Origin of the sequence: Alistipes sp. An54, assembly GCF_002159375.1 — a bacterium.
In the GTDB taxonomy this organism is placed as follows: Bacteria; Bacteroidota; Bacteroidia; order Bacteroidales; family Rikenellaceae; genus Alistipes; species Alistipes megaguti.
Genome location: NZ_NFIA01000017.1, coordinates 1 through 15,499, shown reverse-complemented (window position 1 = coordinate 15,499; position 15,499 = coordinate 1). Strand labels below are relative to the sequence as shown.

Annotated in this window: 15 protein-coding genes; 6 read left to right on the top strand and 9 right to left on the bottom strand. The window is 61.9% G+C overall.

Annotated elements, in window-relative coordinates; genetic code table 11:
• Window positions 1-118: 118 nt before the first annotated feature.
• The 3 genes from rimP to B5G09_RS12245 all read right to left on the bottom strand — a co-directional run bounded on the left by rimP (window position 119) and on the right by B5G09_RS12245 (window position 2,914).
• Window positions 119-586: a ribosome assembly cofactor RimP gene (gene rimP / locus B5G09_RS12255; RefSeq protein ID WP_087405391.1), complete on the bottom strand. Its 468-nt coding sequence runs from the start codon at window positions 584-586 to the stop codon at window positions 119-121.
• A gap of 134 nt (window positions 587-720) precedes the next feature.
• Window positions 721-1,512 (bottom strand): acyl-ACP--UDP-N-acetylglucosamine O-acyltransferase, encoded by a 792-nt coding sequence (gene lpxA, locus B5G09_RS12250; RefSeq protein WP_087311832.1) that lies wholly within the window; start codon window positions 1,510-1,512, stop codon window positions 721-723.
• A 10-nt stretch (window positions 1,513-1,522) separates the two neighbouring features.
• A complete protein-coding gene (locus tag B5G09_RS12245) occupies window positions 1,523-2,914 on the bottom strand; it encodes a bifunctional UDP-3-O-[3-hydroxymyristoyl] N-acetylglucosamine deacetylase/3-hydroxyacyl-ACP dehydratase (protein ID WP_087311834.1) in 1,392 nt (463 codons plus the stop codon).
• Between the two features lie 110 nt (window positions 2,915-3,024).
• Here B5G09_RS12245 and B5G09_RS12240 point away from each other — a divergent pair, with 110 nt between their 5' ends.
• Together B5G09_RS12240 and B5G09_RS12235 are read left to right on the top strand one after the other, a co-directional pair.
• Complete coding sequence (locus tag B5G09_RS12240; protein WP_087311836.1) at window positions 3,025-3,834, top strand: energy transducer TonB; 810 nt, start codon at window positions 3,025-3,027, stop codon at window positions 3,832-3,834.
• 137 nt (window positions 3,835-3,971) lie between these two features.
• Window positions 3,972-5,474: a potassium/proton antiporter gene (locus B5G09_RS12235; RefSeq protein ID WP_087405390.1), complete on the top strand. Its 1,503-nt coding sequence runs from the start codon at window positions 3,972-3,974 to the stop codon at window positions 5,472-5,474.
• A 295-nt stretch (window positions 5,475-5,769) separates the two neighbouring features.
• Here B5G09_RS12235 and B5G09_RS12230 read toward each other — a convergent pair whose 3' ends face one another.
• From B5G09_RS12230 to B5G09_RS12205, 6 genes are all read right to left on the bottom strand, one after another.
• On the bottom strand, window positions 5,770-6,282 hold the full coding sequence (locus tag B5G09_RS12230; protein WP_087311840.1) for a PaaI family thioesterase: 513 nt from the start codon (window positions 6,280-6,282) through the stop codon (window positions 5,770-5,772).
• Between the two features lie 197 nt (window positions 6,283-6,479).
• On the bottom strand, window positions 6,480-7,595 hold the full coding sequence (locus B5G09_RS12225) for a hypothetical protein (RefSeq protein WP_143256560.1): 1,116 nt from the start codon (window positions 7,593-7,595) through the stop codon (window positions 6,480-6,482).
• Window positions 7,596-7,741: 146 nt separating this feature from the next.
• Window positions 7,742-8,944 carry an MFS transporter gene (locus B5G09_RS12220; protein ID WP_087405388.1) on the bottom strand — a complete coding sequence of 401 codons (1,203 nt, stop codon included), beginning with the start codon at window positions 8,942-8,944 and terminating at the stop codon, window positions 7,742-7,744.
• 278 nt (window positions 8,945-9,222) lie between these two features.
• Window positions 9,223-10,239, bottom strand: coding sequence for a serine acetyltransferase (locus tag B5G09_RS12215; RefSeq protein ID WP_143256559.1), 1,017 nt, complete (start codon window positions 10,237-10,239; stop codon window positions 9,223-9,225).
• Window positions 10,236-11,195, bottom strand: a complete 960-nt coding sequence (cysK, locus tag B5G09_RS12210; protein ID WP_087405387.1) for a cysteine synthase A — start codon at window positions 11,193-11,195, stop codon at window positions 10,236-10,238. Before cysK ends, B5G09_RS12215 begins: the two co-directional genes overlap by 4 nt.
• A 426-nt stretch (window positions 11,196-11,621) precedes the next feature.
• Window positions 11,622-12,209, bottom strand: a complete 588-nt coding sequence (locus B5G09_RS12205; protein ID WP_162608281.1) for an FUSC family protein — start codon at window positions 12,207-12,209, stop codon at window positions 11,622-11,624.
• Between the two features lie 283 nt (window positions 12,210-12,492).
• Here B5G09_RS12205 and B5G09_RS12200 point away from each other — a divergent pair, with 283 nt between their 5' ends.
• From B5G09_RS12200 to B5G09_RS12190, 4 genes are all read left to right on the top strand, one after another.
• Window positions 12,493-13,068: an RNA polymerase sigma-70 factor gene (locus B5G09_RS12200; protein WP_241147669.1), complete on the top strand. Its 576-nt coding sequence runs from the start codon at window positions 12,493-12,495 to the stop codon at window positions 13,066-13,068.
• A gap of 249 nt (window positions 13,069-13,317) precedes the next feature.
• Window positions 13,318-14,292, top strand: a complete 975-nt coding sequence (locus B5G09_RS12195) for a FecR domain-containing protein (RefSeq protein ID WP_087405385.1) — start codon at window positions 13,318-13,320, stop codon at window positions 14,290-14,292.
• Between the two features lie 261 nt (window positions 14,293-14,553).
• Window positions 14,554-14,775, top strand: a complete 222-nt coding sequence (locus B5G09_RS14435; RefSeq protein WP_241147668.1) for an STN domain-containing protein — start codon at window positions 14,554-14,556, stop codon at window positions 14,773-14,775.
• The coding region (locus B5G09_RS12190) for a TonB-dependent receptor plug domain-containing protein (RefSeq protein ID WP_241147667.1) at window positions 14,772-15,499 on the top strand (728 nt) is incomplete at its 3' end. The genes B5G09_RS14435 and B5G09_RS12190, both read left to right, overlap by 4 nt.

Genomic DNA, 15,499 nt, shown 5'->3' with positions numbered 1-15,499 from the left:
GTTATGCGGCCCGGCTCCTTTTATACGGCTTCGGCACTTGCTATGCCCCTTCTCGCTTGTTTCTCCTCTCCTCTTCACCTCCTCTTCTCCTCTCTCGCTCGGCTCTTACCCCCCCCCGCTATTTGAAGTCAAGCCACTCCTTCGTGTACTTGATTTCGGAGAAGGGGTAGGTGCGGCTTACCTTGACGAGCTGCTTGCGTTTCTTGCCTTCGACGGCCTGCTTCTCCTCGTAGGAGAGGGTGATGCCCTCGTCTGTGACCTCGTCCAGCCGGGCCAGCAGTTTGATGCCGCTTGTCAGCAGCACCTCCACCGAACTGCCCACCAGCTTGCGGTACTGGCGCAGCGAGCGCAGTTCGGAGCCGATACCGGCCGACATGACCGTCAGCGAGAAATCTTCGGCGTCGCGGTCGAGCTCGGCCTCGATGGCGCGGCTCAGTTCGGCACAGGCGTCGATTCCGACCGACGTGTCGCTGTCGATGGTCAGTTCGACCTCGTTGGCGGGATTGCAGGTACAGTCGACGACAAAGAGGTCCGTACCTTCGAGTTTGCGTTCGGCTATGGCCGTGATTTTCTGAATATCCATCATGTTTCGGGTAAGTTCAACCACGAAATAAGGGGACATATAGTCCCCTTATCGCTGCGTTCTCGGTCTTTCGACACGGCAAATATAGTAATATATTTCCGATATACCAATATTTTGTTGGCGAAAAGCGTGAAAAATCAGTTGTCAATCTTCGAAGCGTAGGGTTTGATGATGCCTCGCTTCGATTCGCGGATGAATTGCAGCAGATGGTCGCGTTCGGGGCTCTGCGGAATCTGCCGCTCGACCTCCTCGCAACCGGCCATGTAGTTCAGCCCGCTCTGGAAGAGGATGCGGCAGGCGTCGTGGATCTCGCCGATGCGCTCGGGCGTGAATCCGCGGCGCGAGAGTCCCACCTTGTTGATGCCGGCGAAACGCAGCGTGTCGTTGCGTACGATGATGTAGGGGGGCAGGTCCTGACCCAACAGCGCGCCGCCCTGGACCATCGAGTGGGCGCCGATGTGCACCCACTGGTGGATGGCGGCATGGCCGCCGATGACCACCCAGTCGCCGATATGGACCTCGCCGGCCAGCGAGACGCGGTTGGCGATGACGCAGTGGTCACCCACCACGCAGTCGTGGGCCACGTGGACGTAGGCCATCAGCAGGTTGTGCGAACCCACGCGCGTGGTTCCCGTCGAGGCGGTTCCGCGGCTGATGGTGACACACTCGCGGATATCGTTGTAGTCGCCGATTTCGGCCGTCGTGGCCTCGCCCTTGAACTTGAGGTCCTGGGGCAGGCACGAGATCGAGGCGGCGGTGTGGATTCGGCAGCCCTTGCCGATGCGGGCTCCGTCGTGGATCACGGCGCCGGGACCGATCCAGCAGTCGTCGCCGATGACGACGTCGCCGGCGATGCAGGCGAAGGGTTCCACCGTAACGTTGTTCCCGATTTTGGCATCGGGGTGAATGTAGGCCAGATTGCTTATCATAACATTGCGATTACTTCTTGTTCTTGACGACCTGGGCCATCATCACGGCTTCGCAGGCAAGTTTCTCGCCGACGAAGGCCTTGCCCTCGACGACGGCCACGCCGCGGCGGATGGGTTCCAGCAGGTGGATTTCGAATTGGAGCGTATCGCCCGGCACGACCTTGTGCTTGAACTTCACGCTGTCGATCTTCATGAAGTAGGTCGAGTAGTTCTCCGGGTCGGGCACCGAGTTGAGGACCAGAATGCCGCTGCACTGGGCCATGGCCTCGACGATCAGCACGCCCGGCATGACGGGTTCGTTGGGGAAGTGTCCGACGAAGAAGGGTTCGTTCATCGTGACGTTCTTGATGCCGGCCACGTCGGTCTTGTCGCAGTAGAAGATGCGGTCGACGAGCAGGAACGGCGGACGATGGGGCAGCATGCGGCGGATGTCGTTGATGTCGTAGAGCGCCGGTTTGCGGCAGTCGTAGGTGAAGCGGGGCTTTTCGCCGGCCTTGCGGATGGTGTGTTTGAGCTGCTTCATGAACTCCGTGTTGGCGAAGTGCCCGGGGCGGGTGGCCCATACGCGGCCCTTGATGCGCACGCCCAGCAGCGCGAAGTCGCCCAGCAGGTCGAGCAGCTTGTGGCGGGCCAGTTCGTTGCTGCAGCGCAGTTCGAGGTTGCTCAGATAGCCCGACTTGATCTCGATGTCGGGTTTGTTGAAGATCTTCTTGAGGTGTTCGAGCTGTTCGTCGGGGACGGGATTCTCGACCACGACGATGGCGTTGTCCAGATCGCCGCCCTTGATGAGGTTCATCTTCATCAGGGGTTCGATCTCGTGCAGGAAGACGAACGTGCGGCAGGGTGCGATCTTCTCGGCGTAGTCGTCGCCGGGAACGAACGTGGCGTACTGGTTCCCGATGACCTTCGAGTTGTAATCGACGTGCACCGAGACGGCGAACTCATCGTCGGGATAGAGGATGATGGCCACGCCCTTTTCGGGGATGGTGTAGACCATCTTTTCGGTGACGTGGTAGAACGAACGTTCGGCCTGCTGGTCGACCAGGCCGGTTTCGGTGATGGCCTTGGCGTAGGCTGCGGCCGAGCCGTCGAGGATCGGGGTCTCTTCGGCGTCGATGTCGATGATGGCGTTGTCGACGCCCAGCGTCCAGAGGGCCGACATGACGTGTTCGATGGTATGGACGCGGTGCCCGCCGAATTCGATGGTCGTGCCGCGCGAGGTGTCGACCACATGGTCGCACAGTGCCGGGATTATGGGTTGGCCCTCGATGTCGATCCGTCGGAAGACGATGCCGGTGTTGGCCTCGGCGGGGTTGATGGTCATATTCACGCGGACACCCGTATGAAGACCCTTCCCCGAGAACGAAATCGGAGCTTTCAGGGTTTGTTGTTTGGTTGACATAGTTTATTGTTTGGTTGACATAAGCGGAGTAGCGTATATATTTGTGCGCCCAAAGGTATAAAATTTTTGGAAAAAAGCCTTATCTTTGTCCGAAATTCCGTGCGGCAACCATGAGTGAAAATCCACAGGTGATACCCCCGAAGGCGCCGCGGCGTCCGCGTCTGAAGCTCCCGTTCGACAACCGTCGCGAAGATGCCGGAACGTGGGTCTACGATCATCGGGTGGGATTGTGTGTGACGCTGATTGCCTATCTGGTGCTGATGATCGTCTTCGTGTCGTCGAAGATCGTCATCGGACGCCGGGCCAGCCAGCAGGGCATGTATGTCGACCTGCAGACGCTGGCCGAACTGGAGCAGGAGCGCGACCGTCTGGAGCGTGAGGTGCGTGAGCGGCAGGAGCAGGATCAGGATCCCGTCGACTGGCGCAGCATCCGCAACCGCACGTCGAATGAGAATGCCCTCAACGAGGAGCTGCGCGACGACCGCGGGACGAATGCCGCCGAGTTGAACGAGGCGGCGGCCGGGGCCGAAGCCCGCATGCGGGCCAACCGCGAAGCCTATGAGGAGGGGTTGGCCGAGGAGCGGGCCATCCGCCAGCGCCGCGGACAGGGTGGCGAGTCGGAGCATCGCGACGTGCGCGTCAAGGGGCGGGTGACGGTTTCGTTTTCGCTGACCAACCCTGTGCGGACGTCGCGCTGGCTGGAGATCCCGGCCTACCGCTGCGAGGAGGGCGGTGAGGTGATTGTCGAGATTACGGTGAACCGGGCCGGCGAGGTTACGGCGGCCCGCATTCGCGAGGGGGGTGACGAGTGCATGCGTCAGGCGGCGATTGAGGCGGCCCGCGTGTCGCTCTTCAACATCGACTCCTCGGCACCGGCCCGCCAGAGCGGGACGATCACCTACATCTTCATCCCGCAGTAAGCGGCCGACTGCGACAGGGGGCCGGGCCGGCAGGCGGAGTGGTCCCCGGCCGGCCGCAGCGGTTCCGGCATGCAGCCCCGCGATGCTGCCCGGATTTGGTCTTGAATTTGTGACAATTGTATGATAATCAGATATCTATGGTAATAACAAGTGAAAATTTCGTATTGGTAGGTGCCCTGCTGCTTTTCGTGGCGGTGATGGCCGGCAAGGTGGCCTATCGTTTCGGAGCTCCGGCTCTGCTGCTCTTTCTGGGGGTCGGCATGCTGTTCGGACTGCACTTCATCTCGTTCCGCTCGGTCGAGATGACGCAGTTCATCGGTATGATCGCGCTCTGTATCATCCTCTTCACCGGCGGTATGGACACCTCCTTCGAGGAGATACGTCCCGTTCTCGGACCGGGTATTGTGCTGGCGACGGTCGGCGTGGTGTTGACGGCTGCGGTGCTGGCCGGATTTGTCTGGCTCGTGGCGCCGTGGATGGGATTCGAGATGTCGTTCCCGATGGCGCTGCTGTTGGCCTCCACGATATCGTCGACCGACTCGGCCTCGGTCTTCTCCATCCTGCGAAGCAAGAAGCAGGGCCTCAAACAGCACCTGCGACCGCTGCTGGAGCTCGAAAGCGGCTCGAACGACCCGATGGCCTACATGCTGACGGTGCTGCTGATCAGCGTGCTGAGCAACTCCTCGGAGGGCAACGTCGGCTTCGGCATGGGGCTTGTCTATCTGGTTGTGCAGCTGGTTGTGGGCGCCCTGTCGGGCTATCTGATCGGACGGCTGGCGGTCTGGACCCTTAACAAGATCAATCTGGTCAACCATTCGCTCTATTCGGTGCTGCTGCTGGCCTTTATCTTCTTCGCCTTTGCCTTTACCGACCTGATCAAGGGCAACGGCTATCTGGCCGTCTACCTGGCGGGTCTGGTCGTCGGCAACCACAAGATCGTCCAGAAACGGCCGCTTACGGTCTTCTTCGACGGTTTCACGTGGCTCATGCAGATCGTCATGTTCCTCACCCTCGGCCTCTTCGTCAACAGCGACGAACTGCTGCGTCCCGAGGTGCTGATGCTGGGCGGCGCCGTCGGTCTGTTCATGATCGTGGTGGCGCGTCCGGTGTCGGTCTTCGCCTGCCTGCTGCCCTTCCGCAACTTCTCGACCCGGGCCCGGTGGTACATCTCGTGGGTCGGGCTGCGCGGTGCGGTGCCGATTCTCTTCGCCACCTATCCGATGATGGCCGGCATCGAGCATGCCGAGTTGCTCTTCAACGTGGTCTTCCTCTCGACGATCCTTTCGCTCGTCATCCAGGGCACGACCGTCAGCGGCATGGCCAACCTGCTGGGGCTGGCCTTCGATGAGCGTGAATCGGCCTTCAACGTCGAGATGCACCACGACGACATGAAGTCGGCGCTGACCGAAGTGGAGGTCAACGCCGGCATGCTCGATGCGGGCCATACGCTCAAGGATATCTCGCTGCCCGAGAATACGCTGGTGATGATGGTCTGCCGCAACGGCGAATATTTCGTCCCGCGCGGGAATACCGAACTGATGGTGGGCGACAAACTGCTGGTGATCTCCGACCGTAGCGAGGAGGAGTTGGCCGACACCTACAAGAATCTGGGTATCGACAACGTGATGAAAGTCGGTTGACGCCCTTCCGGGGCCGGGCTCCCGAGGGCTTCGGGATGTTCCCGAGGCTCTCCGGGTTCCCCCATACGCCCCCATACGCCCCCACGGCTTCCCACGGCTTCCCACGGCTTCCGCTCCGTTCGGCACATGAAAAGGCCGGATCCCCCGTCAATCGGGAGATCCGGCCTTTTCCGTCGTGTTTGCTTGTCGTCGGAAGTCGGTTTTGCCGGCCGGAGGTGTCCTGTGCTGTTTCGGAGCGTATTTCGCCCGGTTCCGGGACCTCTGGCTGCACCGGTCCGGGAACTTGCCGTAACGCCTATTTCCCGGCCTCGGAGTGGGCGTTCAGGGGATCGAAATCGCCCTCCTCGACCCCGCAGTCGCAGAAGTGGAACTCCTCGCGGGCCTTCTCCTTCGGGAAGAGGAAGTAGACGCACGTGGCCTCGGTGCAGAGACGCCCCTCGCTGTCGGTGATGCGCACGGCGATGCGCACCAGATTGCGACGCTGCTCCTCGACGCGGGCCCGCAGCACAATGTGGTCATCCGAGGTGTGGATCGGGCGGTGGTAGCGCACCTCCATGCGGGTGGTTACGCCGCTGGTCTGGAACTTGCGGAAGACCACCCAGCTGCTGATCTCGTCGGCCAGCGTGGCCTGGATTCCGCCGTGCAGCGTGTCGACCCAACCCTGGAATTCGGGGCGCGGGTGCCAGAGGCTGACGATCTCCTCGCCGTCTTCGTAGAACTCCATGCGAAGCCCCTCGGGGCTGTGAGGGTCGCAACCGTAGCAGCGGTACCCCTCCATGCCGCGCCAGGGATTGATGATGCGTTTCATGTCTCAGCAGATTTTTCTCTTCCGACAAAGATACGCATAAATTCGGTTCGCGGGACATTGCGGCGGTCTGTTGTGGCCGGATCGGAGCAGATTGTCCCCTTTCGGAACACCTTTTCGGAAGACCTTTCAGAGCACAAACAAAGGGACGGCGATCCGCTGATCACCGCCCCTCGTCGGATTTTGTCCCTGTCTTTCAGCTACTTCTGTTTCTTCGGATAGAAGAGCCTGTAAACGCTGGACGTAGTGGCCACGGGGCGTGTATCGTTGTCCATGTAATACGCTGTGAGGAAGGCGAGGAACGAGGTCGGCTGGTCGTCCAACAGGTAGAGCTCCAGTGTGTCTTCATTGGTGTCCTGCTCCTTGACCAGGCGTATGCCGATGTAGGCATTCTTGTCGGCGCCGGTCGACGTGGCCGAGAAGTCGCGGTTGCAGTTGTCCGGATCGATCAGCAGAAGTTGGTATTCGATCGTTCGATCAGAGATGTCTCTGACAGAGCACTCCTTGTCCGCAGGGACCCTGTTACAGGTCTCACCGAAGAAGTTCTTCAGATCGGACTGCAGCGAGGTGGTCAGCACGTTCTTCTCCGTATCGAAGGTGAAGGTGTCGGCCTCAGTGGCTGCCGGGAATCCCGTGAAGGCATCGTCGCTGAAGTACCGGTAACCTTTCATCGCCTCCTTGCCGGTCGGCTGCTGGTAGACATACCATGTACCTTCGATCTTGAAGTAGTCCGAACCGACGATCGTGATGGTGCACTCGCCCGGATCGCCCGCTGCATACTGGACGGCCGACGGATCGACCTTCAGTACGATCTTGTCCTTGCCCTCCTCCTTCTTGAGGAACTTCAGCTGGACGGGGACCGTCAGCTTGCCCTTGCCGTAGACAAATTCGGGCTCACCGACAAATTCGAAGTGTTCACCCAGCACGTCCCGCCGGGCGGCGTAGCGGATGGCGCGTGCCACTTCGCGGGCGTGTGGCGAGAGGTATTTGCCGAAGCTCATGTTGATGACCCAGGCGCCGTTGTCCACGGCGCCTTGCGACGGGCCATCGAGGGGCGTGTGGCCACGATGCGCAGGGCGGCGGTGACACCCGTTGGCGGGGATCTCGCCGGGGTTGGTCCACACGCGGTCGCGCAGATCGGGGTGCGAGACGTCGAATCCGCCGTCGATGACGGCAACTACGACCGGATTACCGGACGGGGTGCGGGGTGTCGGAAAAAAATTTTTTTTTTTTCCCCCCCCCTGGATTTTGTCTACCTGCGCGATACCGATTCCGCAGAGCGAGTCCGCATCGGTAAGGTGCCAACCGTCGTTCAATCCGTTCGGTAGACCGGCAAAGACCGGGAACGACGGCACCACCAACAGCGGGGAAAGTGTTCAAAAGGTGCGATAATTTATCAAAATGACCTTTTGTGACGGGGCTGTCCGGTCTCTGTCCGGTCTCTGTCCGGTCCGGGGGAGGGTCAGCGGAGGCGGTTGCGCAGGAAGCTGCGGCGGGCGTAGGCGAAGAAGAAGAGTACGCCCATGACATTGACGGCAAAGGCCAGCCAGAAGGCCGCCCCGTAGCCGCCCAGGTGTTCGGCGACGCTGCCGCCGCCGATGATGCCGATCCCGACGCCGAGGTCCCACGAGGTGAGGATCGTCGAATTGGCCGTACCGCGGCGTTCGTGCGGGGCCAGGTTGATGAACATGGTCTGCATGGCCGGATACATGTGGCCGTTTCCGAGGCCGATCATCAGGGCGGCGGCGTAGTAGCCGTAGAGGTTCGGCACGGCCGTGAAGACCAGATAGCCGCACATCGACATCAGCATGCCGGCTGAGGCATTCTGGACGATCTTCCCCTCGCGCAGCGAGCGGCTTCCGACCAGCCGTGAGAGGATCAGTCCCACGGCCAGCAGCATGAAGAAGGTGCCCGATCCCGAGGTGATGTGCAGCACCTCCTGGCTGTAGATGGCGATATAGGTCGAGATGACGCCGAACGAGAAGGCGAAGGCGGCGATGCAGATCCCTTCGCTCCACCCCTTGAGCAGGACGAAACGGTCGAGCGAGACCTTGCTTTCGCGGCGGATCGGCTGTCGTTCGCGGCAGTGGATCGTCGAGTCGATGGCGAGTCCCGCGAAGGCGATCACCAGCGAGAGGGTGAAGAGCAGTTCGAAGTTGTGGATCGTGTGGTAGATGTAGAGGCCCATCGAGGGTCCGATGGCCATGGCGATGTTGTTGCTCAGGCCGTAGTAGCCGATACCTTCGGAGCGGCGTTCGGGGTGGAGCACGTCGACGGCCATGGTGCTGCTGGCGACGGTTGTGGCGCCGAACGGTGCGCCGTGCAGCGTGCGGATGGCGGCGAACAGGACGAGCGATCCGGTGATGAAGTACCCGGCGAAGAAGAGCGCAAAGCAGAAGTAGCAGATCAGAAGTACCTTCTTGCGGGGGAAGGTGTCAACCACGAAGCCGCTGAATGGTCTGACACATAGGGCCGTGAGGGTGTATCCGCTCAGTACGATGCCGATCATGGCCTTGCCGGCCGAGAAGGTGTCGCGCAGGTAGAGCGGCAGCAGCGGCGCCAGCAGATAGAATGCGAAGAAGAGCATGAAGTTGGCGATCCATACCTTCACGTAGTTGCTGTTCCAGAGAACGGGGCGTGCCGTTCGATTCTCACTTTCGTTCATCGCTTGTCAGATTTTGCGGGGCGGGTGCATCGTTGCGGGTAGCGGGGCGGCGTAAGGGCATGCCGGGCGAAGAAGGGACGGATGCCGGTATGCCGCGGCCTTACCCGTCGGCGACGGATCGGTCCGGGGCGCAAAGGTAGTGATTTTGAGCGCAGGTTGATCCGCCGCCGGGGAGAAAAACGCATTTTCGGGTCGGTCGGGGCTTCCGCGGAGGCCGGATTTTGCCGTTGCGGCCGTTCTCCTGCCGTTCTCCTGTCGCTGTCCGTTGCCGCCCGTCGTCAGATCCCGCCGCCGTTCTCGAAGGTCGAGATCGTGGCCCGTCCCTGGACGACCCGCGAGTGAGGGGCCAGATCGGTGGTTTGCCAGACGTTGCCGCCGATGACCGAGTCGTGGCCGATGCGCACGCGCCCGAGAATCGACGAGTTGGAGTAGACCACCACACGGTCCTCGAGAATCGGGTGGCGTGCCTCGCGCAGGATGTGCCCCTCGTCGTCGAACTTGAAACTCTTGGCGCCGAGCGTCACCCCCTGGTAGAGTCGTACGTGGCTGCCGATGATGCAGGTTTCGCCGATGACGACGCCCGTGCCGTGGTCGATGCTGAACGAATCGCCGATCACGGCTCCGGGGTGGATGTCGATTCCCGTCATCGAGTGGGCCCGTTCGGTGATCATCCGCGGCAGGATCGGAACCCCGGACTCCCACAGCGCATGGGCCAGCCGGTAGTGGGTCATGGCCACCAGCGCCGGGTAGCAGAGAATCACCTCTTCGCAGCCCGACGCCGCCGGATCGCCGTCGCAGACCGCCCGCACGTCGGTCCCCAGCCGGCGGCGCAGTTCGGGCAGCATTTCGAGCAGCCGGCGGGCCGTCTCCGCGCCGAACCGTTCGGCCGCTGTGTCGGACGTGGCGGCGTCGCTCGCGCGCGGCATCGCATCCGCACCTTCTCCGGAGGTGGATTCGAATGGGGCGGAGGCGTCGGGGAAGTCGTTGTCCGGGGTGCGGCCGTGGAAGACGGCGAAGGCCCGGGCGCACTGCCGGGTGAGGTGCCCGGCCAGCTCGGTGAGCTGCACTTCGGGGGGCCGCCGGTCGAAATACCCGGTGAAGACCACCGAGCGGAACCCTTCGACGATGCGCTCCAGCGCCGTGGGGTCGATCCCGGCGGCAGCCAGGACGGGAATGTGCGGATCGTGCGCCGTGAGGCGTGCGGCCAGTTGCCGCAGCTGCCGGTCGGAGAGTCCGGCCGGGGCCGCAGCGCCCGCGGGACGCTGCGGCTGTGGGGTAGCGGGGGTGATTCTCATAACTGAAGGTCGGCCTTGAAGTTGTCGAAATCGTAGAGGGCGGTCGAGAGGTAGCGTTCGCCGGTGTCGGGTAGCAGGACGACGATCGTCTTGCCGCGCAGCGCCTCCTGACGGGCCAGATGCAGCGCGGCCCAGAGGGCGGCCCCCGACGAAATGCCGGCCAGCAGCCCCTCGCATCGGGCCAGCATCCGTGCCGCGGCAATGGCCTGTGCATCGTCGACGCGGAGGATGCGGTCGACGACCGTCGGGTCGAAGTTCGCCGGGACGAATCCCGCCCCGATGCCCTGAATGCGGTGGGGCCCCGGCTGCCCGCCCGACAGCACGGGCGACGCGGCGGGCTCCACGCCGACGATCTCCACCGCCGAATTCAGCTCCTTGAGGCGGCGGCCCGTGCCGCTCACCGTGCCGCCGGTCCCGACCCCTGCCACGAAGAGATCGACCCGTCCATCGGTGTCGCGCCAGATTTCGTCGCCCGTCGTGCGGTAGTGGCGTTCGGGGTTGGCCGGATTCTCGAACTGCTGGAGGATCACCGACCCCGGGATCCCGGCCTGCAGCGCCCGGGCCCGGGCAATGGCCCCGGCCATCCCTTCGGCACCGGGCGTCAGCTCCACGCGCGCGCCGTAGGCCGCCACGAGGCGCCGCCGTTCGATGCTCATTGTCTCGGGCATGGTCAGGATGAGCCGGTAGCCCTTCAGGGCGCACACCAACGCCAGCCCGACGCCGGTATTTCCGCTCGTGGGTTCGATGATCGTGGCGCCGGGATGCAGTTCGCCGCGCGCCTCGGCCGCCTCGACCATGGCCAGCGCCACGCGGTCCTTGACGCTCCCCGCGGGGTTGCGCGATTCGACTTTGGCCACGATGCGGGCCGCGGCGTCTGTCCGGCGGCCGAGGCGCTGCAGTTCGACCAGCGGTGTGCGGCCGATGAGTTCCAGTACGGAGTTTGCGATTGTTTCCATCTCTTTTCGGGTTTGGATACGAAAACGGGGGCTGCAGTCAACTCCTGCTGCCCCCGTTCGTATGGGTGAATTGAATGTTTGTTTGGGAAATGCGGTTTTCAGACGCTTTGAGGTCCCGGCCTCCGCGCGGCAGCAGGCACGATGCGGCGGCAACGATTGGCAATCGCTGCACAACAACATATCATCTGATTCATGGCTGCCATCATCTTCGGGGCATTTCGTAACCTCTTTTCAAACGGGGGGCTGCGGCAGATTCCGCGCGTGTTCGCCGACCCGTCGGGGACAAATATAGGGAATCGGATCGGAAAATGCAAATCGGCGCGCGAAATGGACGTGCCGGATTGCAGCGGCGGACGAAGCGGTTCCGTATTGGGGGGCTCTGTCGCCGGCTCCGGCCCGGTTATCCGCTCCCTGGCCCGGACCTGGTTATCCGCCCGTCGGCGGGGCGTTTTTCGCCTGCCGGTGTTGCTGCCACCACTCCGAGACCCACATCACTCCCAGTCCGATCCCCACGCCGACGACCGACTCCAGAAAACGCAGCAGGCAGTTGATGGCCGGTGGCAGGCGGGGGTTCTCCTGCGAGATGAGCAGGATGACGATCAGCGTGATGGTGGCGATGTGTCCGTTGACGTAGATGCCGAGCAGCATGCTGACGATCTCGAGCAGGAAGATCGTCAGGAGCATCCCGGCGACGGAGAAGTGCCAGATGCTCAGGTAGCAGAAGGCGATCAGGGCGCCGATGAAGGTCCCCAGCACGCGCATCCAGCCGACCGGAAGCGACTGTTTGAGTCCGGGCTTCTGCAGCACGACCACCACCGACGTGCAGGCCAGCATGGCCCCCATCCAGTGCGAGGCGGCGTGAAAGGGGCCGGTGACGTAGGTCCCCACCAGATAGGCCAGCAGTACGCCGACGCACGTGGCGGCGGCATTGACGGGCTGGATTCTCCCGGCAAGGCGCCGCAGCAGCGCTTCCCGCGCGGCGGGCGTATCGGTGGTGGGGCGGTTGGTGGTCATCGACGCATGCCCCCGCAAGAAACGGGCCGGAAATCCGTCGGACTGCGCGTTGTGTCTATATGTTGCTGATTGTGAATGGAGAACTGCATGGAGCGGCATAACAGCCCGTATGTGCCGTAAAAAAGTGGTTGCATTTGGTAAAAAAAGATTACCTTTGCTGGAGATCCGGTCGAAGTGCATGGGAAGGCCTGTTCGGACCCTCCCGGTTTCGGCGGCCGGATCTGTACAACGTAGTCGGGACCTCATTTGTCGGACGAAACATAGGGTGATGGAAAACGGACGGTTGCAACTCTTGCTTACTCCTGCCGAATTCGGGCAATTCTTCTCCGAATTCAAACCCCGTTTTGTCGCCGTAGCGTGTCGTTATGTCCGCAATGCCGCAGTGGCCGAGGATATCGTTTCGGACAGTTTCATGGCCTTTTGGGAGATTCGTGAGAGTCTGCCCGCCGATATCAACATTCCGGCCTATATCCTTACTTCGGTCAAGAACCGCTGTCTGAACCATCTCAACGCCCAACTCCGTCATCGTCTGGCCGAACAGGATCTCCATTCGACCCGCCAGCGGCTGCTCATGGCCGACGTGCGCTCGCTCTCGGCCTGCGATCCGGACCGCATCTTTTCGAAGGAGATCCGCCTGCTGTCCGGTGGCGCCATTGCCCGCATGGGCGAGATGACCCGCCGCGTCTTTCTGCTGAGCCGCCAGGAGGGGCTGACCTACAAGGAGATCGCCGACCGGCTGGGCATTACGGTCAGCCGGGTCAATTTCGAGATGCGGCGGGCGCTGGATCTTCTGCGCGAGGCGCTGAAGGACTATTTGCCGGCCACACTCATCTTCTGGCTGTTTTCGAACCGCTTCTGACCGCCCGGGACCTTCCCTTCGGTGCGGACCGTCCCCGCTTTCCTTTTTTTATCGCCCCTTTCCGAACGCCCCTCCCGGACTCTTCGCTCCGGAGGGGGCGGAGCGGATCTCCGGGCCCGAAATTTTTCGCCGTCGAAACCCGCCCCGGAATGGCTCTGAGGGCCGATTCCTCCGGAAAATGAAAAAAAATCGTTTTTTTTACTACTCATCCCCTTCGGTTGTTTGTTATCCTTATACAACGCCGAAAAGATGGACGATCTCACACTTCAGAAATATTTGCGCAACGAGCTCTCGGAAAAGGAGCTCGTCGAGGTGCTCGACTGGCTGGACGCGTCGCCCGAAAATCAGCGCCGCCTCGACCGCCTGGATTACCTCTCGAACGTGGCAATCCTCCTCGGCCCTGCGGAACAGCCTGCCGCGACCCTTCGCCGTCCGATGTCCCGCTGGCGGCGGACCCTGCGCTGGAGCGCCGGCATCGCCGCCGGACTGCTGGTGGGGCTGGGTATCGGGCAGCTGCTGAGCCACCGGGCGATGGATCTGCGTTCGCAGGAGTTCATGGCCATCACCGCCCCGAACGGGCAGAGCATCTCCGTGACCCTCAACGACGGCTCGCACGTCTGGCTCAACGCCGGCTCGACACTCGAATATCCGACCCTGTTTTCCTCCCGCCGGCGCCAGGTCCGAGTCTCCGGAGAGGCGATGTTCGAGGTCGAACACGATGCCTCGTGGCCCTTCGTGGTCGAGACCTTCGCCTGCGAGGCCGAGGTGCTCGGCACGAAGTTCAACATTCTGGCCGATGCCGACAGCCACAGCTTCTCGGCCGCCCTGCTCGAGGGCCGGCTCAAGATCCGCAACCGGGAGCATGCCGACGAGAGCCTGATCCTCTCGCCCAACGAGGAGGCGAATCTCGTCGACAGCCATCTGCAGCTCGAGAAGATCTCCGATCCGGACGATTTCCGCTGGATCGACGGTCTGATGAACCTCAACGGACTGACCTTCGGCGAGGTGATCGACAAACTCAAACGCTACTACGGCGTGCAGATCGTCGTCGAGGGCCCCGGCAACCTGACCGACCGCCGCTATCACGGCAAGATCCGCGTTTCGTATGGCATTGACCACGCCCTGGATCTGCTGCAGATGATGACCTCGGACTTCACCTATGCGCACGACAACGAAACCAATACCATTTATATTCACCGACGAAGCCGAATGCCTATGAATTGAACTCCTTTCCCTTGTTCTAAGCCACTGTACGTCATGAAAAATCCGCGGATGTGGCAGCACCCGCGGATCGAAGGACAAACAGACCTTGATCGCTAACCTATTTATCCTTTTAACAAATTTATGAAAAAATCAAGTATTAGGCAAGTCAAATGCCTGATTACTCTTGTTTTGGCCGTATTTTTGGGTTTTTCGGTCGCCCGGGCCCAGAATCGGAGCGTGACGGTGAAGCTCGACATGACGAATGTCCCGATGAAAACCGTCATGAACGAAATCGAAAAACAGACCGGATTCCTCTTCCTTTATACCGATGACATCGATACGGAGCGTACGGTCACGCTGCGGATTGATGCGCGCCCGCTGGACGAGGCCCTCGCACAACTCTTCCGCAATACGGACATCACGTACCGGGTCTCCGTGCCGAACATCGTTCTGGCGAAGCGTCCCGCCGCCGTCCCCCCCCCTCGGCGATTTCGGGTGTGGTGAAGGACGCCGACGGTGCGGGGGTCATCGGTGCCACGGTTCTCATCGACGGCACGACCGTCGGAACGACCACCGGTATCGACGGCTCGTTTACGCTGACGATCCCCTCGACGGTCGAACAACCCGCGCTGTCGGTCAGTTTTATCGGCTATCAGACCGTGACGCTGGCCGTCGGCAACCGCTCGACGTTCGACATCGTGCTGAAGCCCGAGGCCGTTGAGGTGGAGTCGGTCGTGGTGACGGCCTTGGGTATCAAACGCCAGGAAAAGGCTCTCTCGTACAATGTCCAGCAGGTTGCAGCATCGGACATCACGCTGGTCAAGGATGCCAACTTCATGAATTCGCTCTCGGGCAAGGTGGCTGGCGTGACGATCAATGCCTCGTCGTCGGGCGTGGGCGGCGCCACGAAGGTCGTCCTGCGCGGTAACAAGTCCATCTCGCAGTCGTCGAACGCGCTGTACGTCATTGACGGTATCCCGATGTACAATTTCGGCGGCGGAGGCGGCACGGAGTTCGATTCGCGCGGCGCGACGGAGGCCATTGCCGACATCAACCCTGAGGACATCGAGTCGATCTCGGTGCTGACGGGTGCTGCGGCCGCGGCCCTCTACGGTTCGGAGGCGGCGAACGGCGCCGTGATGATCACGACGAAGAAGGGCGAGGCCGGAGCGCTGAAGGTGACCCTTACGAGCAACACGGAGTTCCTGAATCCCTTTGTGCTGCCGGA

Bases quoted from the DNA above. Each gene is read 5' to 3' on its own strand.
- B5G09_RS12230 (WP_087311840.1), bottom strand. From the start codon at position 6,282: ATGAAACGCATCATCAATCCCTGGCGCGGCATGGAGGGGTACCGCTGC.
- B5G09_RS12205 (WP_162608281.1), bottom strand. From the start codon at position 12,209: ATGACCACCAACCGCCCCACCACCGATACGCCCGCCGCGCGGGAAGCG.
- B5G09_RS12215 (WP_143256559.1), bottom strand. From the start codon at position 10,239: ATGAGAATCACCCCCGCTACCCCACAGCCGCAGCGTCCCGCGGGCGCT.
- cysK (WP_087405387.1), bottom strand. From the start codon at position 11,195: ATGGAAACAATCGCAAACTCCGTACTGGAACTCATCGGCCGCACACCG.
- lpxA (WP_087311832.1), bottom strand. From the start codon at position 1,512: ATGATAAGCAATCTGGCCTACATTCACCCCGATGCCAAAATCGGGAAC.
- B5G09_RS12195 (WP_087405385.1), top strand. From the start codon at position 13,318: ATGGACGATCTCACACTTCAGAAATATTTGCGCAACGAGCTCTCGGAA.
- B5G09_RS14435 (WP_241147668.1), top strand. From the start codon at position 14,554: ATGAACGAAATCGAAAAACAGACCGGATTCCTCTTCCTTTATACCGAT.
- B5G09_RS12240 (WP_087311836.1), top strand. From the start codon at position 3,025: ATGAGTGAAAATCCACAGGTGATACCCCCGAAGGCGCCGCGGCGTCCG.
- B5G09_RS12220 (WP_087405388.1), bottom strand. From the start codon at position 8,944: ATGAACGAAAGTGAGAATCGAACGGCACGCCCCGTTCTCTGGAACAGC.
- B5G09_RS12235 (WP_087405390.1), top strand. From the start codon at position 3,972: ATGGTAATAACAAGTGAAAATTTCGTATTGGTAGGTGCCCTGCTGCTT.
- B5G09_RS12245 (WP_087311834.1), bottom strand. From the start codon at position 2,914: ATGTCAACCAAACAACAAACCCTGAAAGCTCCGATTTCGTTCTCGGGG.
- rimP (WP_087405391.1), bottom strand. From the start codon at position 586: ATGATGGATATTCAGAAAATCACGGCCATAGCCGAACGCAAACTCGAA.